Below are 23,531 nucleotides of genomic sequence, written 5' to 3'. Positions count from 1 at the left end.
GGAAGAATAAAATGAACGCAATCGTATCAACTTCACAAAGCGCTGAAGAATATTTAGAACTTGGTTTACGTGACCAATGGCATCCGGTTTTAGCAAGTTGGGAAGTCGCTGCTAATCCAGTTGGAATTACCCGTTTAGGCGAAAATATTGTGGTTTGGCGTGATGCCGAAGGTCAGGTTCATGCACTTGAGGATCGCTGTCCACACCGCGGTGCTCGTCTTTCCCTTGGTTGGAACTTAGGTGACCGAGTTGCTTGCTGGTATCACGGTGTTGAAGTTCGTGCTGATGGTGTAGTTGCTGATGTGCCAGCGGTTCATGAATGTCCAATGACCGGCACTAAATGTTTAAAGAACTATCCTGTAATTGAGCAGCATGGTGCAATCTTTATCTGGTTTGGCATCGATGCAAATGAACAACCAGCACCGCTTGAGTTCCCAGAGCAACTTGCAAGTGAAGAGTGGAGTGCGTTCCTTTGCCAAGCAGACTGGAAAGTAAACCATCAATACGCGATTGATAATGTGATGGACCCAATGCACGGGACCTATTTACATGCGACATCGCACTCGATGGCAGATGGTGAACGTACTGCAGAGATGAAGCACCGTACTACCGATAATGGCTTTGTTTTTGAAAAAGAAGGTCAAACAGGTGTGAACTTCGACTGGGTTGAATATGGTTCAACTGGTGCAAGCTGGTTACGTCTTTCAATTCCTTACCGTAAACAATTTGGCCCAGGTGGTGAATTTTGGATTGTAGGTTATGCAACGCCGATTGATGCCAATAATACTCGTGTATTTTTCTGGCGCTGCCGTAAGGTAAGTGGTTGGCAACGTAATGTATGGCGCTTCTTATATCGCAATCATTTAGAACAGTTGCATTGGGATGTATTGGAACAAGACCGCATTATTTTAGAAAACCTTGCGCCAAATGCGCGTGAAAAAGAGTTCCTCTATCAACACGATGTGGGTCTTGCACGTTTACGCCGTTTAATGAAAAAAGAGGCTGAAAAGCAATTAAAGAAAATTGCTGCGCTAAATGCATCAAACCGTATCGAGATGCAGGAAGAAGCTCATGGCTAATGTAGCGTTGTTGCAAGGCAAAAAAGTTTTAGTGACTGGTGCTGCGCGTGGTTTAGGCCGAGATTTCGCTCAAGCGATTGCCGAAGCTGGCGCTGAAGTTGTGATGGCAGATATTTTATCTGACTTGGTGCAACAAGAAGCCCAAGCGTTACAGCAACAAGGGTTAAACGTTCATGCTGTCACCGTTGACCTTGCCAATGCAGACTCTATTGAAAATGCGGTTGCAAAAAGCGTTGAAGTATTACAGGGACTAGATGGCCTTGTGAATTGCGCGGCACTGGCGACCAATGTCGGTGGAAAAAATATGATTGATTACGATCCTGAACTTTGGGATCGGGTCATGAATATTAATGTGAAAGGCACATGGCTCATCAGTAAGGCATGCGTTCCCCATTTAAAGCAATCGGCTGCCGGCAAGATCATTAATGTTGCTTCCGATACAGCACTTTGGGGTGCACCAAACCTGATGGCTTATGTTGCAAGTAAAGGTGCAATTGTTGCCATGACGCGTTCAATGGCAAGAGAGTTGGGACAATCTAATATCTGTGTCAATACATTGTCACCGGGCCTTACTCTGGTTGAAGCAACCGAGTATGTGCCTCAAGAACGTCACGATTTATATGTCAACGGAAGAGCGATTCAACGTCAGCAACTTCCACAAGATTTAAATGGAACAGCATTGTATCTACTGTCGGATTTGTCCTCTTTTGTGACAGGTCAAAATATTCCGGTCAATGGCGGTTTTGTCTTTAACTAAGGAGTAGTCAAATGATTACAGGGATCGAGATTTTAAAGTTTGGAGTTGAAGATAGAGCCGCTTCAAACAAGTTTTTGGCAGATTTTGGTTTAAGCCAAAGTACTTCGGATATTGAAGGCACTGATCTTTACCAAACTCAAAATGGTAGCAAGATTTATCTATTTAATTGTGATGATGAGCGTTTGCCGACTGCTATTGAACAAGGTTCAACTTTACGTGAAGTGACTTGGGGCGTTGATAGTGCTCAAGACCTTGAAGACTTGGCAGCTCGTTTGGCCGATGTAGAAGGTTTTAAACGTACTGAAAATACAATTGAGTGTATTGACCCAAATGGCATGACCATTCGTTTTGAACAAAGTTTTGTTAAAGAAGTACCTGAACTTAAAACGGAAGGTATTAACCAATACGGCAACATTCAACGTGTGAATGCAGCAAGTCCTGTCTATGAAAAAGGTCAACCTGTTGCGATTGGACATGTGGTGTTCTTCACACCGGATTTGGCAACAACTGAAAACTTCTATATCGAGAAAGTAGGTTTCCATTTATCTGATGCTTACAAAAATCGCGGTGCATTCTTACGTTGCCGCGGTGAAGGTTATCACCATGATTTATTCTTGCTCAGTGTTCCAAATAAACCTGCTGGCTTAAATCACGTTGCATTTGTCGTTCGTGATATCCATGAAGTGATTGGGGGCGGTTTAAATATGAATCGTTCGGAGTGGTCAACCTTTATTGGACCAGGACGTCATCCAATTTCTTCTGCTTATTTCTGGTACGTCAACTCACCATTAGGTGGTGCATTTGAATATTACACCAACGATGATTATTTGACAGAAGAATGGCAACCACGTGTAGAAGAACATCGTCTAGAGCTTTTCACTGAATGGGCGATTGAGGGTGGTCTTGATGACACAACCCGCCGTCAGGTGAAGCCTGTTTAACAGATATTGCTTTACAAGGAAGATGGCTATGGAAAAGATCGTAATTGTAGGTGCCGGACAGGCAGCGGGTTGGGCAGTAAGTACCTTGCGTCAAAATGGGTATGTGGGCGAAATTCACGTGGTTTCAAATGAAGATCAAGTGTTTTATGAGCGTCCGCCACTGTCTAAGCAAGTACTTTCAAAAGAAGCAACGTATGAAAGTTTGAATCTGTTCTCTCCTGAGCAGGTTCAAGAGTTTAACGTTCAATGGCATAAACCGGAAATTGCAACAAAAGTCGATCGTGAGCAAAAACAGGTTCATTTAGAAAGCGGCCAGATCTTGCCGTATGACAAATTGCTGATAGCAACAGGAAGCCGTGCCCGTGTACCCGTTAATACATGGCAGTTCATTCCAAATGTTGTGACTTTACGTAATGTGCATGACTGTGAGCGTTTGGCTGAAATTTTAAAGAATGCCAAAAATGTCGCTGTGATTGGCGGTGGCTGGATTGGTTTAGAAATTGCTGCAACTGCACGTAAGCAAGGTAAAGATGTTCATATTTTTGAGTATGGCGACCGCTTATGTGCAAGAAGCGTGAGTCCGGAAGTTTCTGCATTTTTAAAAAATATGCATGAAACCCAAGGCACAAAAATTCATTTAGACAGCAAGAGCCTTCATTTAGTTGAAGCGCCGAATCAGAAAGTTGAAGTGGTGAACCATCCTCAAAATAGTCAGTTATTTGACTGTGTTGTGGTAGGTGCAGGCGCTGAAATTGCCAAAGAGTTAGGTGTACATGCTGGTCTCGATGTGAAAGATGGCATTGTAGTGAATTGTTTTGGGCAAACTTCAGATCAAAACATTTATGCCGCAGGTGATGTCGCGATTCATCCGGGCTTGGGTTATTGCATTCAGTCTTGGGCAAATGCACAAAATCAGGCAATTGCAGCAGCAAAGTCGATGCTCGGCATTGAAACTGAATATAGCGATATTCCATGGCTTTGGTCAGATCAATACCACTTTAATATCCAGATTTTGGGTACTTATCAACCTGAAAAAACGAAGGAAGTAGTCATTCGCCAAGGCGGTGAAGATCAGGTGAGTTATTTATATCTGGACCATGAAAATTGTTTGCTCAACATGATTGCCATTAATGATTCTAAACTGGTCAAACTGGCAAAACGTTGGATGCAAGCCAACACCGTTTTAGATCCAAAACTATTAGCAGATGCTGAATTTAATGTCATGAAGTTAAAACCGTAAACATTAAATCTGGTTCTCATTACCAAATCGAAGGAATGACACATGAGTAATGAAGAAAAAAGTGGATTGAAGCATTGGGTACCTGCTTTTGTCCTTATGGTGTGTGTGGTACTGGCGTTTTTCGACAAGATTAGTATTGCGGTTTTATTTTCAGATCCTCATTTTCAAAGTGCAATGGGAATTGCTGAAGATAAGGCCAAGCTCGGATGGCTCATGACAAGTTTCTTACTTGCTTATGGTTTTTCATCAGTCTTTCTAAGCTTTTTGGGTGACATTTTTAACCCAAAGAAAATGCTGTTCTGGAGCGTAACGTCGTGGGGCGTACTCATGTTCTGTATGGGGTTCACCACCAGTTATTCAGGCATGTTGATTTTACGTGTACTGCTCGGTTTAGCAGAAGGTCCGTTATTTGCCCTGGCATACACCATTGTTAAGCAGACTTATACGGACCGTCAGCAGGCACGTGCTTCTACCATGTTCTTACTTGGAACACCGATAGGTGCATTCCTTGGATTCCCGATCACTGCAAATGTTTTAGCTCACCACGACTGGCACACCACTTTTTTTGTGATGGCTGCGCTAACCCTGATTGCGATTTTTAGCATTGTTTTTGGTTTACGTAACTTGCAGCTCAAGAAAACTGTCGAAATTGAGGGCGAGAGTAAACGCACCAACTTCAAAGGTCACATTACCAATACTAAATTGCTGCTCAGCAACAGCGCATTCTGGTTGGTTTGTCTCTTTAACATTGCATTGATGACGTATTTGTGGGGCTTAAACAGCTGGGTTCCTTCTTACTTAATGCAAGACAAAGGATTCAATCTCAAAGAGTTTGGGATGTATTCAAGCTTTCCGTTCATTGCCATGTTAATTGGCGAAATTATCGGTGCGTTTTTATCTGACAAGTTAGGCCGCCGTGCAATTCAAGTATTTAGCGGTTTATTACTCGCGGGCATCTTCATGTATGTGATGGTCATAATGACCGAGCCATTATTGATTATTGCTGCCATGTCTTTAAGTGCTATGGCGTGGGGTTTTGGAGTAGCAGCTGTATTTGCTCTGCTTGCAAGAGTAACGACCTCAAATGTAGGGGCGACTGCGGGTGGAATATTTAACGGTTTAGGTAATTTTGCAAGTGCAATTGCGCCTGTTCTTATCGGTTACATCGTGATGCAAACACATAGTTTTAATTTAGGAATTACCTTCTTGGCTGCTGTCGCTGTCATTGGGTCGTTGTTCTTGGTTCCTCTTTTAAAACGTTATTAATTCACTGTATAGGAGTTTAAAAAATGACTACACAACAATTCGAATCGTGGGCACAACCAGAGGGTGCTTCTTTAGAAGATTGGTTAAACACACGTATTGCTCGCTTTGAGACACGTAAATACGACTTCGATGCTTTGAAGTTCCAAGCAGATTACGACCCGAAATATCGCCGTGCACAAATGCGTTACATGGGTACGGGTGCAACAGGTGTTGCAAATGACGGTAACACCGTTCCAGCAGAAAACTTCACGTTTTCAACCATGGTTCTGCCACCACAGTGTGAAGGCCCTTTGCACATTCACCATGATGTTGAAGAAGTTTTCTTTATGCTCCGTGGTGAAATTGATTTGTTCATTGAGCACAACGGCGAAAAATTTGAAACCCGTTTAAAAGAGCGTGACCTGATTTCAATTCCACCGGGTATTTACCGTGGTTTGTTTAACCCAGGTCAAGAAGATGCCTTGATGTGTGTGATGTTAGGAACAGGTAAACCAACCATTCCGAACTATCCACCAGAGCATCCATTGTCTCAAATCAAACGTTAATTGTTTGATGAAGTGAATGAAGGAAAGAATTGAAAATGATGACACTCATTGAAAAGTTAGCAGAATTTCCGGTGAAAACCGTCACTGTTCAAGGCCAGCAGCAAGCCTATCGGGAAGCCGGTCAGGGCGAGTACCTTGTGCTGTTGCACGGCATTAGTTCCGGTTCTGCTTCATGGGTAAACCAACTTGAAGTGCTGTCTCATCATTTTCATGTCATTGCCTGGGACGCACCGGGCTATGGCAAATCAGATGAACTTTTAACGGATCAACCGAATGCGACCGACTACGCAAAGCGTTTGGCAGCATTGTTCGATGCTTTAAAAATTGAAAAAGCGATTGTGGTCGGACACTCCTTAGGTGCCTTACAGGGCAGTGCATTTGCTGCACTTTACCCAGAGCGAGTGAAGCACTTAGTTGTTGCTAACTTAGCGCAAGGCTACCAACGCCACGATGAACAGACACAAATTCAGGTTTTTGCAAAAAGACCAAAAATGTTGAAAGAGCTCGGCGCTAAAGGCATGGCCCAAAGCCGTGGACCTCATTTGATTTATAAACAAGAGCCACAAGCCTTAGCTTTAGTTTCAGAGGTGATGCAACAGTTGACCCTACAGGGTTTCACACATGCATCGTACTTACTCGCATATGACGAAATACGTAATTACTTAACCAATTTAAAAGTCCCATGCACAGTGATTGCAGGGCAGCAAGATCAAATCACTCCTGCGTTAGGTATACAAGAGCTTGCTCAGGAATTGCAGTTGGAACAGCGCTTCGTCATAGAAGATGCCGGACATTTAAGTTATGTCGACCAACCGCAAGCATTTAACCAAATTATGTTGACGATTCAGGAACAATCGTAAGAGAGATTAAGGATTATGAGCTTCCAAGTTGAAGGAAAAGTTGCAGTTGTTACCGGTGGCTCATCTGGGATTGGGCTGGCTGCTGTTGAAATACTGGTTGCAGAGGGTGCAAAAGTTGCTTGGTGTGGTCGCGATGAAGAACGTTTAAATGCGTCTAAGCACTATATTTTAGAAAAATTTCCACATGCTAATATTTTTACCAAAGCATGTAATGTTTTGAAAAAAGAAGAAGTTCAGCAATTTGCCAAAGAGGTCAAACTCAATTTGGGCAATGTGGACATGCTTATTAACAATGCTGGACAAGGCCGTGTTTCAAATTTTGAAAATACGCAAGATGAAGACTGGATGAAAGAGATTGAGCTGAAATATTTCAGTGTTTTACATCCGGTACGGGCTTTTCTTGACGACTTAAAACAGTCGGCAAATGCCTCAATTACCAATGTGAACTCGTTACTGGCATTGCAACCGGAACCACACATGATTGCGACTTCATCTGCACGCGCTGCACTGTTGAATTTAACCCATTCGTTGGCGCATGAGTTTACTCAATATGGCGTTCGTGTGAACTCGATTTTACTCGGAATGGTCGAATCTGCGCAGTGGAAACGCCGTTATGAAACCCGTTCAGATTTAAATCTGTCATGGGAAGAGTGGACAGGCAATATTGCAAAAAATCGTGGCATTCCTATGCAGCGTTTAGGCCGTCCGGAAGAGCCAGCACGTGCTTTAGTTTTCTTGGCATCACCATTGGCATCTTACACCACAGGTTCGGCAATAGATGTCTCAGGTGGTTTTAACAAACATTTATAAATATCAGGTGCTGTCATGAAAAAGTTGATGATGATTGGTTTTGGCGCAATGGCAGCAGAAGTGTATGCCCACTTGCCTCAAGATCTGCAACTCAAATGGATTGTCGTGCCATCTCGCAGCATTGAAAAAGTGCAGTCACAAGTCTCTTCTGACATTCAAGTGATTTCAGATATTGAGCAATGTGATGGTACACCAGACTATGTCATTGAAGTGGCAGGTCAAGCAGCAGTGAAAGAGCATGCTCAAAAAGTTTTAGCGAAAGGTTGGACCATTGGTCTGATTTCGGTGGGTACTTTGGCTGATAACGAGTTTTTAATTCAGCTTAAACAAACTGCCGAAAAAAATGATGCCCATCTGCATTTACTGGCAGGGGCTATCGCAGGCATTGATGGTATTTCTGCTGCTAAAGAAGGTGGCTTGCAAAAGGTCACTTATAAAGGCTGTAAAAGTCCAAAAAGCTGGAAGGGCAGTTATGCAGAGCAATTGGTTGATTTAGACCATGTTTCAGAACCTACGGTCTTTTTTACAGGAACTGCCCGTGAAGCTGCCATGAAATTTCCGGCCAATGCCAACGTTGCAGCAACCATTGCACTTGCAGGGCTTGGAATGGATGAAACCATGGTTGAGTTAACTGTTGATCCAACTATCAACAAAAACAAACACACCATTGTGGCAGAAGGTGGCTTTGGACAAATGACCATTGAACTGGTGGGTGTGCCGTTGCCAAGTAACCCGAAAACATCAACTTTGGCTGCGCTTAGCGTGATTCGTGCTTGTCGCAACAGTGTAGAAGCAATACAGATTTAAGAAGGATTTGATCATGGCAAAGGAAATTTATATTGCGGGTGAATGGCGATTAGGCCGTGGTGCAGTCATTCAAAGCCTGTTTCCGGCAGATCAGTCGGTAAACGCTGAGCTTTCAACAGCAACGCTTGAAGATGTAAATGAAGCAATTGAAAAAGCAGATCAGGCTTGGCGTCAACCGAGCTGGAGAAACAGCTTGCCGCATGAGCGCGCACGTATTCTCTATAAAGTTGCAGACATTATTGAAGCGCGTGTAGATGAATTAGCGAAACTACAAACCCGCGATAATGGTAAGCCTTTAACCGAAACTCGTGGTTTAGTGATGAGCGCGGCGGCAACTGCGCGTTATGTTGCGGCGGCTTGTGAAACGCTAAACGATGAGCTCACCACTCAGCGTGCTCCAGACTTTATGACCATGAGTGTGCATGAACCTGTAGGTGTTGTAGCAGCTATTACCCCTTGGAACTCTCCAATTGCGAGTGAAGTTCAAAAGCTTGCTCCAGCTTTGGCAGCAGGAAATGCCGTAGTGTTAAAACCAGCAGAAGCAACTTCACTGATTGCTTTAGAGCTTGCCAAAATTTTTGAAGAGGCTGGTTTACCAAAAGGCTTACTTAGTGTGTTAGTGGGGCGTGGTTCTATCATTGGTGACGCAATTGCTCAGCACCCATTGGTTCGTAAAATTTCTTTTACAGGTGGAACAACCACGGGTCGTCATTTGGCACATATTGCCGCAGATAAACTCATTACCACTTCGCTTGAGTTAGGTGGTAAGTCACCAACCATCGTTTTACCGGATGCAGATGTCGAACTGGCTGCTAAAGGTGTGGCTTACGGTATTTTTAGCTCGGCAGGCCAAGCGTGTATTGCAGGTTCTCGCTTGTTTATTCATAGCAGTCTTTACGATCAGTTTTTAACGCGTTTGGTTGAAATTACCAAAGGCTTACGTGTGGGTCATCCAGAACAAGCTGGTGTGCATTTAGGGCCATTGGTCAATGACAAACATTTGCAGTCAGTTGATCGCTATGTACAGCTTGCTAAAAGCGAAGGTGGTCAGGTTTTGATTGGTGGTGAAGCGCTTACGACTGGTGACTATGCCAAAGGAAGCTATTACCTACCAACGATTATCACGGGCTTAAATAACAGTGCTCAAACCTGTCAGGAAGAAATTTTTGGCCCTGTTTTAGTCGTTATGAAATATGACAACGAGCAAGATTTAATTGCTCAAGCCAATGACAGTTGTTTTGGTCTTGCCGCAGGTATCTGGACTGAAAGCTATCGCAAAGCTTGGCGTATTGCACGTGCATTAGAAGTGGGAACGGTATGGATTAATACCTACAAAAAATTCTCGATTAGTGCGCCGTTTGGTGGCTTTAAAGACAGTGGGATTGGGCGCGAAAAAGGCCGTTTGGGCATTTTATCGTACATGCAACAAAAGAGTATTTATATGGGGCTGAATGAACAGCCTAACCCTTGGTGCGATTAATAAATTCAAGGACTGAAAACAAATTTTGAGGAACAGACATGACTGAACGTGTAAATGTAGGCGAAGCAATCGCAAGAGTTTTAGAAGCGCACCAAGTTGATAGTATTTATGGTGTTATTTCCATCCACAATTTACCTATTGCCGATGCGGTAGGGCGCCGTGAAAAAATGCGCTTTGTTGCAGCACGTGGTGAAGCGGGTGCGGTTACTATGGCAGATGCACACTCACGCTTTAAAGGCCTAGGGGTAGCGTTGACCAGTACGGGTGCTGGGGCAGGTAATGCAGTAGGTTCACTGATTGAAGCAATGAATGCAGGTAGCCCTGTATTGCATTTAACGGGTCAAGTTGAGCGTGAATATCTCGACCGTGATGCAAGCTTCATTCATGAAACCAAAGACCAACTTACATTCTTACGTGCATCAAGCAAAGCGGCGTTCCGTATTACCAGTCCAGACAATGCCGTTGGTGTGATTCGTGAGGCTATTCGTGTCGCAACTACAGTTCCAATGGGACCAGTTAGTGTTGAGTTACCAATTGATGTACAAGCAGCAGAAATTGATTTACCACTTAATCTTGGGCCAGTGAAAGCACTTGAATTGCCACAGGCAGAGCAAGCTGAAATTGATCTTCTTGTAAGCGAGATCAAAAAAACAAAACGTCCGATTTTCTGGATTGGTGGTGGAACTTTAAATAGCATTGCCGAAGTTAAAGCAATTGCAGATTTAGGTATTCCAGTTGTTTCATCGACTCATGCTCGTGGGGTGTTGCCAGATGATCATCCACGTAGCTTAGGTGCGTTCCATAACTCGGCAGGTGTTGAGCAGTTATTAAAAGATGCCGACCTGATGGTGGTAGTGGGTTCTCGTTTACGTAGTAATGAAACAAAAACTTATTCGGTTGAATTCCCTGAAAATATTATTCAGATAGATGCAAACCCGGTGGCTCAGCAACGTAATTACAAAATTCGCAACTTCATTTGTGGCGATGCCAAAGATGTCTTAACACGTGTGTTAGAACAGCTTCAAGGAACTTCAAAAGTTGACGCCGATTACGATGCTGCTGTAGTGGCTGCTAAACAGGCTGCAATTGATGCACTGCGTAAACAAATCGATCAGTACGCTTTAATTTGTGATCACTTACGTGCAGCTTTACCTCAAGACGGCATTTTTGTACGTGACATCACCATGTCGGGTAGTACATGGGGTAGTCGTTTATTCCCGGTACAAGCGCCAAACCAAAACATCCACTCACTTGCGGGTGCAATTGGTTTAGGCCTTGCAACAGCAATCGGTGCTTCGATTGCTAACCCTGATAAAAAAGTAATTGGTTTAGTTGGTGATGGCGGCTTAATGCTTGGTATTGGTGAAATTGCAACTATGGTGCAAGAAAACACCAATATGGTCCTAATGATTATGAATGACGGTGGTTATGGCGTAATGCGTGGCATTCAAAATAATTACTTTGGTGGTCGTCAGTATTTCAATGAATTACATACACCCGACTACAAACTTCTTGGCGAATCAATGGGTGTGAAAAGCTGGAAAGTCGGTAGTGCAGAAGAGTTTAAAACGGTTATTCAAGAGGCTATCGCTTTTGAAGGGCCAACCGTGATCGAGCTCGATATGAAATCGATTGGACCATTAAACTTCGCGGGTCCACCGCAAAAGAAACTGTATTAACCAGTTTGGATGGTTTAGTACATATGCGATGGGAGCTGCTAAGCCATCCTTTTTTAGATAAATTTTTTTGTCTAAAAAACAATAAAAACGAAGTTTTACAGGTAAAACAAATAAAGTTCCAGCAGGACGCTGGAACTCAATCAAGGATGTAGAGATGAAAAAGACTTCATTGATCATGGCATTCATTGCACCACTTACGCTGGGGGTAAGCGTCAATGCATTTGCAAAAGACTCATTGCTTGAATGGAAAAGTGATGATGGCACGGATTCATTAAAGTTAGGTGGGGTGGTTCGGTTAAATCAACGTTATGAAGATTGGGAAGGGCCAAACCGCGGTTTCGGTAAGCTCTATTTTGATATTTTCAGGGTAGATCTCAAAGGTAAATTTGATGATGCCTATATCAATGCCAGTTATATGTTTCAAGACCAACAGAAAACGTCCATTGAAAAAGCATATGTCGGCTATAACCTAGATGCCAATAACAGCATTGAAGCAGGTTTGGTTTATAAGCCTTTTACGATTTATCCTTACCCGCAAAATGGCTGGACCTACCACATCCCATTCTTTTTAGGTTATGGCAACAATATTGCGCCGGGGATTAACTGGAATTATCACGACAAAGATTGGGATGTAAAACTCGGTTATTACCCGCAAATGTTAGAGACTAACTTGCGTTATTCACCAGAAAGTGCAACTTATGATGACTTAGCAGGAAATGCATTTCCATCTCAAAAAGCCTATCAAAATGAAAAGCGCAATCAGGTGAATACCCGCATTGTTCGTAAGTTAGAAACTGATTTCGGTAAACAAGAGTTTGGTGTATCGGGTTCAATTGCCCAGTTACATAATGATATTACCGATAAAGACGGCAAATATTATGCAGTTGGTTTGCATACCGAAAACAACTATAAGCGCTTTAACTTACAAAGTTCGGTCATTCATTATCAGTACGATGCTAAAAATCCGGATGGTGTAAATAGTGATATGACTTTGATGGGGGCAAATGGCCTTACGCCTGCTTATTTCATTGCTTCGGAAGGAACCATTGCCAGTTTAAACCTTGCCTATACGTTACCTGTGACCAATATGGGCAAGCTAAAAGCCATTAAGTTTTATAATGACTATAGTTATCTCGATAAAAAACGTGATGATTGGTCAGACTCGCAAATGAACACTACAGGGATGATGTTTATTGCTTCACCATTTATGGTTTGGGCGGATTATACGTGGGGTAAAAACTCCAACATTATTGGTGGCTCGACTAACTCAACGGGTTATACCTCTGCAACCTCGCCAAACAGTGATAAATGGCTATACCGTATTAACTTTAATATTGGCTTTACTTTCTAAAGTAAGCAGCAATAAAAAACCACGCGATCGGCGTGGTTTTTTATTTAATAAGTGAAAATTTTTAATACCTGTTTTTTTCAAACTTATTCCAAAATACAAAGGCAGTCACAAAGGCCAAAATGGTTAGCGCGAAAATATAATACATCGCACCAATATCACTATATTGACTGAGCCAATGCACTAAAGGCAGGGTCATACCGCCAACAATCGCATATGACAAATTATATGAAAATGAAATGCCCGAGAAGCGAACAGGCGCGGGGAACATTTTAACCATACTGCTCGACACCATGCCGACAGTACCAGAGCATAGACCCAACAACATATATAAACCAAAAATGGTTGAATGGGCGGCATGTCCTAAACTGTTATAAAAAACTGCTGCTGTGAGTGCCACGGCAAGCGCACCGAACATCATGACTTTGCCACAGCCAAAACGGTCAGCAAAATAGCCTGCCAAAATACAACCGACCATTTGCATGATAATAGCTGCACTTTGCATTTCAAAAGTCTGTGCGCGCTCAAAGCCAAACGTACCAGTTAATAAATTTGGCATGGCTAAAATCACCACCACCACACAACCTGTTAAAAACCATGTAAATAACATGCCAATCGCAACGGCTGTTTTATGCGTTTTTAATACTTGTTTTACAGGCATTTCTTTAGAAATTTCTTTACGAGCTTGCATGGCTTTAAACACAGGCGTTTCTTTTAAATACGTTCTTAAATAAAGTGCAACCAGACCAAAAATACCACCTGCAATGAAAGGAATACGCCATGCCCAGTCATGGATTTGTCCTTCACTAAAATTCAGCGAAATCCATAAAGACATGAGCGCGCCTAGTAAAATTCCTAAAGATAGCCCAGCGGTGAGTAACCCATTTGCCAGTCCGATTTTTCTTTCAGGTACATGTTCAGACACAAATGTCCACGCGGCTGGAATTTCACCCCCAATTGCGATCCCTTGCACCACACGCATGAGTAATAAAAGTAGCGGTGCCAAATATCCGATATTTTCAAAGGTAGGCAATATCCCGATAAACAAGGTAGGCAGTGCCATCAGTAAAATAGAAAGCGAAAATAGTTTTTTACGCCCAACCAAATCACCAAAATGGGCCATAACAACCCCACCCAAAGGCCTAAAAAAATAACCTGCTGCAAAAATACCGTAAGTATTAAGCATGGCCCAAAAAGGGCTAAGCATGCTTGGGAAAAAGAGGTCGGAAATGATTTTGGCGTAAAACACATAAATCACAAAATCGTAAAATTCTAAAGCTCCACCCAATGAAGAAAGGGCAAGGGTTCGTTTATCTTCTTTATTAAGATAGTTCGCATCCTGCAAAGTTAAGTCCTGATCCATTTTTTACTTAATTGTTGTAATTGAAGTTTGGATATTAATGGAAAAGTGAAGTAAAAGTAAATGGAGGAAATTTGTTCTATAGGACGATGTCGATTGGACTTACTCAGAACAAAAAGCTTTAAAACAAAAAACGCTTTAGATGAAACAAAAACAGATGTAGGAATGACTTTTCTTTTGAGTCGTTCAGCGACACAATAAAAATTGTCATAGCCAGTTTAATGAGAGATTCAAAGGATGAGTGTAGTTCTACCTGTCGCGAAGCGTGGCGAAGATATTTTAAAACTAATTGCGGCTCCCGTTTCGGTAAATGAGTTAAACAGTAATTGGCTTTATCAGCTTGCTGACGCTATGCATGCAACAATGCTTGAGCGTAATGGAGTAGGGATTGCCGCACCGCAAATTTATATCTCTAAACGTGTCATTATTGTGGCATCTCGACCAAACCCACGCTATCCCGATGCACCTGAAATGGAAGCAGTGGTCATGGTGAATCCTGAAATTTTAGAGTTCTCAGACGAAGTTTGTTTAGGTGAAGAAGGCTGCTTAAGTGTGCCAGACGAACGTGGACAAGTTGAACGCGCCGAAATGGTTAAGGTGAAATATTTAACACTTCAGGGCGAGACGGTGGAAACAATTTTTCATGGTTTTCCTGCTCGTATTGTTCAACATGAGGTCGATCATTTAAATGGGATCTTGTTTGTAGAAAGAATAAGCTAATCTTCAGTTTAAAGTTTTGAAAAACCTATAATGAGCTTGAAAAGGATAAGTCATCGGAATTACAATACTTATAGCGTGATATTTAAATCATTACAAAAGATATAATTTTAATATTATCAGCAGGTTGTGCTGAAATTTTGCGCGATGTTGTAAATCTCCTCATTTAAGGTTACTAACCATGCAAACCCCTCTCCCAGATTATTTGGCAAATGTTATAGAAGCCTGTGACATCGATAACAGCGGTCATCTCGCCGATTATATTCCTGAGTTGGCAAATGCAAACCCAAATCGATTAGCTTTAGCAATGTCTACGGTAGATGGTGAAATTTATTCGGTCGGCGATGATGATGTTGAATTCACCATACAATCGATTTCTAAACCTTTTGTATATGCCTATGTTTTACAACAGCTTGGCATTGATGCAGTACTTGCGAAAGTAGGGGTAGAGCCTTCTGGTGAAGCCTTTAATGAAATTTCATTGGGTAAAGATGGTCGTCCGAAAAACCCGATGATCAACTCTGGCGCAATTACTGTACACTCCTTGATTCAGGTCAAGCATGGTTTACATAGCGCAGAAATTCTGCGCCGTTTTATGAGCGAGCTTGCTGGTCGTGAATTAAGTTTTGATGAGTCTGTTTATGATTCGGAAGTCAAAACAGCCTACCGTAATCTTTCGATCGGTTATATGTTGCGTACGGTGGGGATTTTGGAAACTGACCCTGTCGATATTGTGAATGGTTACATTCGTCAATGTGCGATCATGGTTACAGTTAAAGACTTGGTACGTATGGGCAGTGTACTTGCCAATGGCGGGGTCGATCCTAGAACTGGAAAGCGCCTATTGAATCGATCTGTAGTTAGACAAGTCCTCAGTGTCATGATGAGCTGTGGTATGTACGATGCAGCGGGTGACTGGCTTTCAACTGTAGGTATTCCTGCTAAAAGTGGTGTAGCAGGCGGTATTTTGGGTGTGCTACCGGGGCAGGTCAGTATTGCTGCTTTTTCACCTCGACTAGATGAGCATGGTCATAGTGTTCGAGGTATCGATATTTTAGAACGATTATCTCGTGACATGGGGTTACATCTCATGGAAGGCACACCTTCTGCCCAGACCATTGTACAAAGTCATTACCGTACAGGAAAAGATGCATCATTAAGTGTGTATGTACTTCGGGGTGTATTGAAATTTACCGAAGCTGAAATGTTGTTGCGTATTTTACAAGACGAGACAACTGACCAAAGCACGATCGTTATTGATTTAACCCAGATTTCACTTATCCACGATGTGGGTAAACGTATGTTTTTAGAAGGCGTAGATCGTCTGATTGATGATGGCCATACTCTTGTTTTAGTCGACCCTGAACAGCGCCTAGATCATGCCAGAACTGGTAAAGATCGAGAATTGCATGTCTATCATGATTTCGATGATTTGCTCGAAAAGCATGACCTACCTGCAAAAAAAAAGACTTATAGCGACATCGCGGCACTTCTAAACTGCTGAGGTGTTTTTCCTAGATGTCGCTTAAACATTGCACTGAACGCGCTGGGGTTTGTATACCCCAGTGATTCTGAAATTTGAGCAATAGATTCACCATTCGCGATTTTACTTAACGCAAGTGCAATATGCATTTGTTGTAACCATGCCCGATATGACAGTCCAGTTTCTTTTTGGAACATACGCATTAGGGTTCTAGAACTCGCACCAATATCATCAGCCCAATCTGTTAAATCTTTTGAATGGTCAGGCGTATGTAATAACTCTTGGCAAATTTTTAATAATCGTTTGTCTTTCGGCCAAGGTATCTGGATAGGCAATAAATTGGCTCGATGGATTTCTTCAAAAATCAAAATTTGTAAAGAACGGGAAAGTTCTTGAGAGGTTGCTGTATTTGGCGTGTCTTCTCGTTCAATTTCATTTAAACGAATCAAAAGCTCATGCAACAGGTTGCTTACCCGAATAATAAAACAATATTGTCCCATTAGAGCAGCAGCATTTACTTCAACCAATGCCGTATTTAACTTAACGTGACTCAGTGAAATCACGCTGTGCTCTACATGTGCTGGAATCCATAACGCGCACATGGGTGGCACAATCCACACATGATTAGGTGTAAAAACCTGAATAGTTCCAGTAGAGGCATATAAAAACTGCGCACGTGTATGCGTATGGGTAGGGGTGATTTCTCGGTAAGAATGCTCAGAAGATAGCCCAATCACAAGTTCAGACAAATCAGACTGAATAAGAGAATCGGACATAAACTATCCTAAAAATTGTCACTTATACGATGATTATTGGAAGATAACTTTATAAGCGACAATTTACAATAAGCATCTCATTTAAAAATATTGGAGTTTTTCAGGTATGACGTCTTCAATACAATTGAAAGATGGTATTGCCAATACCGTTGCAAATGATCAGCCTCAAGGAATGATTATTAAAATTGTAGGCGCCGTGGCAGTCGCACATTTACTGAATGATTTAATTCAAGCGGTGCTACCAGCCATCTATCCAATGCTAAAAGCAAACTTTTCGCTGAGTTTTGCGGAGGTTGGCCTAATCTCGTTTGTATATCAAATTACGGGTTCACTGCTCCAGCCTTGGATTGGACTTTATACCGATAAACATCCAAAACCGTATCTTCTCCCACTCGGAATGGTTGTCACATTCAGCGGCATTATCTTGTTAGCATTTTCACCAAGTTTTGCTGTGTTGTTATGTGCATCTGCGCTTATTGGGGTGGGGTCTGCAACATTTCATCCAGAAGCTTCACGTGTGGCACGAATGGCATCGGGCGGGCGCTTCGGTACAGCGCAGTCGACTTTTCAGGTGGGCGGAAACACCGGTACAGCCATTGGTCCATTGTTGGCAGCTTTACTGATTGTCCCGTTTGGACAGCATGCAGTTGCGGGCTTGGTGATATTTGCACTTTTGGCGATTTGGGTTTTATTTGGTGTAAGCCGTTGGACAGTGAGCCATGCTAAAAGTCAGGTGGTTGCACGTGCTACCCAAGCACATACTAAATTGCATGGCCGTAAGCTAATTATTGCTTTGAGCACAATTAGTGTATTGATGTTTGCCAAATTTACCTACATTGCTAGCATTAGTAACTACTTTACCTTTTACTTAATTCAAAAGTTCCATATCAGTATTCAAACAGCTCAGTTGCATTTGTTTGCCTTTTTAGCAGCCGTTGCTTTAGGTACATTTGCAGGTGGTCCAATTGGTGACAAAATTGGCCGTAAAGCAGTGATTTGGGTTTCATTTGTTGGTATGGCACCGTTTGCATTAATGATGCCGTATGCAAACTTATTTTGGACAACGGTTTTCTCAATTATTGCAGGTTTGGTGTTGTCGTCTGCTTTTGCAGCGATGGTAGTTTACGCACAAGAAGCTGTTCCGGGCCGTGTGGGTATGATTGCAGGTCTAATGTTTGGTCTTATGTTTGGGGTAAGTGGTATTGCCGCAGCTGGGTTAGGGCATTTAGCCGATATTAACGGCATTGAATGGGTATTTGGTTTATGTTCATTGTTGCCATTACTTGGTTTTGCAACTGCATTTTTACCCAACACAAAAGTTAAATAAATGAAAAGACTCTCAGCCATATTCAGCTGAGAGTCTTTTTAGTATGAACATAGCCTCATTGAAAAGACTATTTTTGAACACCAAACTTAAATACGGTGACACTGTTATAAGTTTGATTTGGGTTTAAACGTGTAGACGGGAAGGATGGTTGATTTGGGCTATCTGGAAAATGCTGTGTTTCTAATGCTAGCGCGTCTGCTTGTCTATAGAGCACACCATTCGCGCCAACAATATTTCCTAATAAATGATTGGCTGTATACATTTGGACACTTGGTTCAGTGGTTAAGACTTGCATGGTCCGTTTAGATTTTGGATCAACCACACTAGCTGCAAGATTGAGTTTCCCTTGAGACTTTTGATTAATTACCCAAGTTTGGTCATAGCCATATCCATAGGCCAATTGCTGATTATTCGCTCGAATATCTTTCGCAATCGTCTTAGGCGTCCGAAAATCAAAAGGTGTACCTGCAACCGAAGCTATTTCACCTGTGGGTAAAGAGTTTTGATCGGTTACCAATATACGGTCTGCATTGAGTTGTACCACATGATCTAGTACGCCATAAGGATTATTCCCAGCGCCTGATAAGTTGAAATAACTGTGGTTGGTGAGATTGACGACTGTCGGTTGATCAGTTTTGGCTTGATATTCAATCTGGAATTCATTTTGATCTGAAAGACTGTAGATCACTTCTACATCTAATTTTCCGGGAAATCCTTGATCACCATTTGGACTGGTTAACTTCAGAGACGCTTTAACGGTTTCACCTTTAGAAACCAGAGGCTTAACTTGCCATACACGTTTATCAAAACCAGGATTGCCGCTATGTAATGAGTTCGGGCCATTATTTTTTTCGAGGTTATACGTTTTTCCATCTAAGCTAAATTTAGCATTGCCAATACGGTTCGCATAACGACCAATTAATCCGCCAAAATGAATTCCTTCCTTGGTATCAGTAACTTCATAGCCTTTTAGATCATCGAAGCCCAAAACGATATTATTTTGTTTACCTTGGGCATCGGGAGTCAAAATCTGTGTAATTACACCACCGAAGCTAATAAAAGAAACTGAGACTCCTTTATTATTGCTCATGGTGTATAAACCAACTTTTTGACCGTCTTGAGTTGTACCATATGGTTTTACATTTAATGTGGCTGCATTGGTAAGTTGTGCAAAGCTATAAACCGTAACACCTAAAATTACTAATTTTTTCATGTTTATACTCTATTTTTTAATAGTAAGACTGGATGAATATAAGATTGATTTTTCATCTTTTTAAAGAGGTTTTTATTATATGTAGTGTTAATAATAATCGAGTAGTTAATGTTAAATATTGGAAAAATTGGTTCAATTTAGGCTTATAAAGAAATTAATCTTATGAGCAAAATTCGACGGTAAGCTATTTTTATGAATCATCCCGACTCGGTTTTAAAATTTTCACTTGGTCTTAATGGCTTGTCATTTGACTTAGACAACCAACATATTCAACTTGAACAGGGCTTGGGTTTTGTTGATTCGAACAGTATTCTTCATGGCGTTATTGATGAGCTTGCTATCGAAAAGATGATTTATTTTATTGAAGAAATCATCGAGTCTCAGCCACTCAGAAATCTGAATATAAGTGGGGTAGCTGTTACATCTGGTGCTGCTATGACACACCTCAGTCAGTTATTTTTTAGTGCTAAAAAGCAAATCAGCCGTATCGAGCTTGAGCATGGATTTAATGATTTTATTGAACGTTTGAGCTACTACACAAACCAAGTAGCTCCAGATCAGGTTTATGTTTTTACCTACTTTGTATTTATTCGAGAGATGATGCATCACTTACGAGTTGAGCAAATTCAGATCATTTAAGAAATGATTTCTCAGCCTGCCAATTCATCATGAATCCAGTTTAAAAATAGCTCAATTTTAGGAATAAATTGGTGGGTTCGTGGATATACCAAGTGATGAGCAGAGATTGGAATCGATAGCTCATCTGCAAAAACTCTAACTAATTTCCCAGATTCTAAATAATTTTGGGTAAGCAAATTACTTTCTAAAACAAAACCTAGCCCGTGTGTGGCCGCCTCAAGTGACATATAAGAGCGGTCAAAACTCAAAGTGTAGGGAAACTCAGGAATAGTTAGACCCTGATGGGCAAACCATTGTGGCCAAGTGACTAAGGTCGATCGCGATAAAATCAGTTCTTTCTTTAATAAATCTTGAGGTTTATTTACTGGACTACGTTCAAGTAGTTTGGGGGAAGCAAGCACTTCAAGCTTTTCATTACGAATCGTTCTGATTTCTACCCCTGTCCAGTTGGGCAAACCATGACGAATATCAATGTCGATCTTGTCGCGAGTAAAGTGCAAATTTTCATAGGAACATGACAAGTTGACCTGAATCATGGGGAACTTTTCTTTAAATGACTCGAGGCGAGGGAGCAACCAAAGCAAACCAAAACTTGGGGATGAATGAATATATAAACTGTCTTTAGGGCTTTTATCGGCAGCTTTTTCCGTGGCTAACATCAGGTTATGCAAAATGGTGGTGACATCTTGAAAATAGCGTTCACCAGAAGGGGTAAGTGTCACACCACGTGCACCACGAATAAATAAACTCTGCCCAATCATTTCTTCAAGCTTAGCAATTTGATGACTCACTGCTGAAGGCGTGAGATTCAAATGCTCGGCTGCCTTCGCAACATTGCCGAAACGGGCGGTTTGTTCAAAAGCCTGTAAGGTTTTAATTGAGGGCATGTGGTTGAAATTGTTTTCACTACTATCCATGAAATGATCCATTTTTATCCCTAAAACTTATTTGAAAATAGCATAGGCATGAATTTTTTTCATGTCTTGTTGAATTCGAGATGATTGCTGGGCTTTGTGAAAAAAGAGATTCTAAGTCAGAACTCAGGAAATAAAGCGTAAAAGAGGATTGAATATGTTACTACAAGGAAAAGTGGCATTAATTACCGGTGCAGCATCAGAACGTGGAATTGGGCGAGCAACCGCAGAAATCTTTGCACAACAGGGTGCCAAAGTCATTATTGTTGATTTAGATCTTGCTCAAAGCCAAAACGCTGCAAAAGCGCTTGGTGAAGGACATTTAGGCCTTGCTGCAAACGTTGCGAACGAAGAACAGGTCAAAGTAGCTGTTGAACAAGCACTACAGCACTATGGCAAGATTGATATTTTAATTAACAATGCTGGTATTACTCAGCCAGTTAAAACCCTTGATATTCAACGTAATGACTATGACCGTATTTTAGATGTCAGCCTCCGCGGAACATTGATTATGTCGCAAGCGGTTATTCCATCTATGAAGGCAAATGGCGGTGGAAGCATTGTGTGCCTATCTTCAGTTTCAGCACAACGCGGCGGTGGTATTTTTGGCGGGCCACACTATAGCGCTGCTAAAGCAGGCGTGTTAGGTCTGGCAAAAGCGATGGCTCGTGAGTTTGGTGGTGACCAGATTCGTGTAAATTCTCTTACTCCAGGTCTAATTCAGACTGATATTACTGGCGGTTTAATGAATGATGACCGTCGTCATGACATTTTGGCAGGTATTCCTCTCGGCCGCTTAGGTAAAGCACAAGATGTTGCAAATGCAGCATTATTTTTGGCAAGTGATCTGTCAGCTTACTTAACTGGTGTCACACTCGATGTAAATGGTGGCATGCTGATTCATTAATCGCTCACTATTTCAAAACTAAAAATAGAATGATGGTCACAAGAGGATACTGTGGCCAAATGTAAAGGGATTCGCATGATGGATACAGTATTTTCATCTGAAGTAGATACAACGATTCGTAAATCGGCGTATCGAAAAATTGCATTTCGGCTCATGCCATTTTTAATGCTTTGTTATTTTTGTGCCTATTTAGATCGAGTAAACGTGGGTTTTGCCAAGCTCCAAATGATGAGCGATTTACAGTTTAGTGAAGCTGTATATGGTCTAGGCGCAGGGATTTTCTTTATTGGTTATTTTCTTTGTGAAGTACCAAGTAACATCGTACTTCACAAGGTAGGTGCGAGACGTTGGATTGCCCGAATCATGATTACATGGGGCATTTTGTCAGGCTGTTTCGCTTTTGTTCAAACCGAATGGCAATTTTACACCTTACGTTTTTTGCTTGGTGTTGCTGAAGCTGGGCTAGCTCCGGGTTTGTTGCTCTACCTCACTTACTGGTTCCCATCTTACCGCCGTGCGCGCATGACCGTACTCTGGTTTATCGCGATTCCAATTTCAGGAATGATTGGTGGACCACTTTCAGGCTTGATCATGGACCGAATGAGCGGTGTACATGGTTGGTTTGGATGGCAGTGGATGTTTGTGATCGAAGCTATTCCCACAGTGATTGTCGGCTTACTTGTACTTGCTGTTTTAAAAGATTCAGTTCAAGACGCCAATTGGTTAACCCAAGATGAAAAGAACTTGGTGAAGCAAGAGCTTGCTCAGGATAACCAGCACAAAGAAGGTCATGCTAGCGTCAAAGAGTTCATCGCAGATAAACGCTTATGGCTATTGGCAGGTATTTATTTTTGTGTCGTGATGGGGCAATACGCCATTACATTTTGGCTACCAACTCTCATTCGTAACTCGGGCATTAGTGATAACTGGCATATAGGTTTGCTCACAAGCCTGCCTTATATGTGTGCCATTGTGGTCATGATTTTGGCAGGGCGTAGTGGTGACCATTTCCAAGAACGCCGCTGGCACTTAATTATTCCGATGTGTGCAGGCGCTATAGCACTCACATTTGCGACTTTATTCGCTTCAAATCTAATGCTCTCTTTAATTTGCCTTTGCATCGCAGCCTCAGGTGTGCTGACGGCATCCTCTTTATTCTGGATGTTACCGACCAACTTTTTGGGTGGTGTTTCCGCAGCGGCAGGTATTGCAGCAGTGAATAGCTTCGCCAATCTTGCAGGATTTTGCTCACCTTATTTAATCGATTGGGTCACTACCAACACAGGTTCAAATGCAATCGGCATGTTCTTAATCACAGCAGTATTAATTTTCGGTGCCAGTTTGGTTCTGCGTGTTCCGGCAAAACTGGTCAATCGTTAATAA

22 protein-coding genes are annotated in these 23,531 nt (G+C 42.0%); 18 read left to right on the top strand and 4 right to left on the bottom strand.

What is annotated here, in order from left to right; translation table 11 throughout:
* The first annotated feature begins 11 nt into the window (after positions 1-11).
* From WBW42_RS07915 to WBW42_RS07860, 12 genes are all read left to right on the top strand, one after another.
* Positions 12-1,079: a Rieske 2Fe-2S domain-containing protein gene (locus WBW42_RS07915; RefSeq protein ID WP_005070727.1), complete on the top strand. Its 1,068-nt coding sequence runs from the start codon at positions 12-14 to the stop codon at positions 1,077-1,079.
* Positions 1,072-1,836: an SDR family oxidoreductase gene (locus tag WBW42_RS07910; protein ID WP_005070723.1), complete on the top strand. Its 765-nt coding sequence runs from the start codon at positions 1,072-1,074 to the stop codon at positions 1,834-1,836. The genes WBW42_RS07915 and WBW42_RS07910 overlap by 8 nt, the downstream gene beginning before the upstream one ends.
* Positions 1,837-1,847: 11 nt before the next feature.
* Complete coding sequence (locus WBW42_RS07905; RefSeq protein ID WP_032056870.1) at positions 1,848-2,777, top strand: VOC family protein; 930 nt, start codon at positions 1,848-1,850, stop codon at positions 2,775-2,777.
* A gap of 28 nt (positions 2,778-2,805) precedes the next feature.
* Positions 2,806-4,017, top strand: a complete 1,212-nt coding sequence (locus WBW42_RS07900; RefSeq protein WP_032056869.1) for an NAD(P)/FAD-dependent oxidoreductase — start codon at positions 2,806-2,808, stop codon at positions 4,015-4,017.
* Between the two features lie 42 nt (positions 4,018-4,059).
* Complete coding sequence (locus WBW42_RS07895; RefSeq protein WP_017399048.1) at positions 4,060-5,283, top strand: MFS transporter; 1,224 nt, start codon at positions 4,060-4,062, stop codon at positions 5,281-5,283.
* Positions 5,284-5,306: 23 nt separating this feature from the next.
* The gene (locus tag WBW42_RS07890) at positions 5,307-5,828 is read left to right on the top strand and encodes a cupin domain-containing protein (protein ID WP_002117566.1); all 522 of its coding nucleotides are present in this window, start codon (positions 5,307-5,309) and stop codon (positions 5,826-5,828) included.
* Positions 5,829-5,863: 35 nt separating this feature from the next.
* Positions 5,864-6,688 (top strand): alpha/beta fold hydrolase, encoded by an 825-nt coding sequence (locus WBW42_RS07885; RefSeq protein WP_032056868.1) that lies wholly within the window; start codon positions 5,864-5,866, stop codon positions 6,686-6,688.
* Positions 6,689-6,703: 15 nt separating this feature from the next.
* Positions 6,704-7,498 carry an SDR family oxidoreductase gene (locus WBW42_RS07880; protein ID WP_000009973.1) on the top strand — a complete coding sequence of 265 codons (795 nt, stop codon included), beginning with the start codon at positions 6,704-6,706 and terminating at the stop codon, positions 7,496-7,498.
* Between the two features lie 15 nt (positions 7,499-7,513).
* On the top strand, positions 7,514-8,305 hold the full coding sequence (locus WBW42_RS07875; RefSeq protein WP_000735774.1) for an aspartate dehydrogenase: 792 nt from the start codon (positions 7,514-7,516) through the stop codon (positions 8,303-8,305).
* 13 nt (positions 8,306-8,318) lie between these two features.
* Positions 8,319-9,785 carry an aldehyde dehydrogenase gene (locus WBW42_RS07870; protein WP_001040549.1) on the top strand — a complete coding sequence of 489 codons (1,467 nt, stop codon included), beginning with the start codon at positions 8,319-8,321 and terminating at the stop codon, positions 9,783-9,785.
* 38 nt (positions 9,786-9,823) lie between these two features.
* Positions 9,824-11,464 (top strand): thiamine pyrophosphate-binding protein, encoded by a 1,641-nt coding sequence (locus WBW42_RS07865; RefSeq protein WP_032056867.1) that lies wholly within the window; start codon positions 9,824-9,826, stop codon positions 11,462-11,464.
* Positions 11,465-11,618: 154 nt separating this feature from the next.
* Positions 11,619-12,815, top strand: coding sequence for a putative porin (locus tag WBW42_RS07860; RefSeq protein WP_032056866.1), 1,197 nt, complete (start codon positions 11,619-11,621; stop codon positions 12,813-12,815).
* Between the two features lie 61 nt (positions 12,816-12,876).
* Here WBW42_RS07860 and WBW42_RS07855 read toward each other — a convergent pair whose 3' ends face one another.
* Positions 12,877-14,175, bottom strand: coding sequence for an MFS transporter (locus WBW42_RS07855; RefSeq protein WP_032056865.1), 1,299 nt, complete (start codon positions 14,173-14,175; stop codon positions 12,877-12,879).
* A gap of 234 nt (positions 14,176-14,409) precedes the next feature.
* On the opposite strand from WBW42_RS07855, the gene def reads away from it, so the two are divergent.
* Both def and WBW42_RS07845 read left to right on the top strand, forming a co-directional pair.
* Positions 14,410-14,892, top strand: coding sequence for a peptide deformylase (def, locus tag WBW42_RS07850; RefSeq protein ID WP_032004170.1), 483 nt, complete (start codon positions 14,410-14,412; stop codon positions 14,890-14,892).
* A 178-nt stretch (positions 14,893-15,070) separates the two neighbouring features.
* Complete coding sequence (locus WBW42_RS07845) at positions 15,071-16,393, top strand: glutaminase (RefSeq protein ID WP_002060167.1); 1,323 nt, start codon at positions 15,071-15,073, stop codon at positions 16,391-16,393.
* On the opposite strand, the gene WBW42_RS07840 is transcribed toward WBW42_RS07845, so the two are convergent.
* On the bottom strand, positions 16,360-17,148 hold the full coding sequence (locus WBW42_RS07840; protein ID WP_032004168.1) for an AraC family transcriptional regulator: 789 nt from the start codon (positions 17,146-17,148) through the stop codon (positions 16,360-16,362). The two genes, WBW42_RS07845 and WBW42_RS07840, sit on opposite strands and share 34 nt — an antisense overlap.
* A gap of 106 nt (positions 17,149-17,254) precedes the next feature.
* On the opposite strand from WBW42_RS07840, the gene WBW42_RS07835 reads away from it, so the two are divergent.
* Complete coding sequence (locus WBW42_RS07835) at positions 17,255-18,475, top strand: MFS transporter (protein ID WP_032056864.1); 1,221 nt, start codon at positions 17,255-17,257, stop codon at positions 18,473-18,475.
* A gap of 67 nt (positions 18,476-18,542) precedes the next feature.
* Here the strand turns inward: WBW42_RS07835 and WBW42_RS07830 are convergent, their stop codons facing one another.
* Positions 18,543-19,688, bottom strand: a complete 1,146-nt coding sequence (locus WBW42_RS07830) for an aldose epimerase family protein (protein ID WP_032056863.1) — start codon at positions 19,686-19,688, stop codon at positions 18,543-18,545.
* Between the two features lie 192 nt (positions 19,689-19,880).
* Between WBW42_RS07830 and WBW42_RS07825 the strand changes: the two genes are divergently transcribed.
* On the top strand, positions 19,881-20,327 hold the full coding sequence (locus WBW42_RS07825; RefSeq protein WP_032056862.1) for a hypothetical protein: 447 nt from the start codon (positions 19,881-19,883) through the stop codon (positions 20,325-20,327).
* 11 nt (positions 20,328-20,338) lie between these two features.
* Here the strand turns inward: WBW42_RS07825 and WBW42_RS07820 are convergent, their stop codons facing one another.
* Positions 20,339-21,214, bottom strand: coding sequence for a LysR substrate-binding domain-containing protein (locus WBW42_RS07820; protein WP_032036302.1), 876 nt, complete (start codon positions 21,212-21,214; stop codon positions 20,339-20,341).
* A gap of 184 nt (positions 21,215-21,398) precedes the next feature.
* Between WBW42_RS07820 and WBW42_RS07815 the strand changes: the two genes are divergently transcribed.
* Complete coding sequence (locus WBW42_RS07815) at positions 21,399-22,148, top strand: SDR family NAD(P)-dependent oxidoreductase (RefSeq protein WP_000926501.1); 750 nt, start codon at positions 21,399-21,401, stop codon at positions 22,146-22,148.
* Between the two features lie 78 nt (positions 22,149-22,226).
* Entirely contained in the window at positions 22,227-23,528 is a 1,302-nt protein-coding gene (locus WBW42_RS07810; protein ID WP_498478693.1) for an MFS transporter, read from the top strand.
* Positions 23,529-23,531: the final 3 nt, after the last annotated feature.

This window comes from Acinetobacter sp. LT1 (genome assembly GCF_059800965.1).
This window is presented reverse-complemented; position numbering and strand designations above follow the sequence as displayed.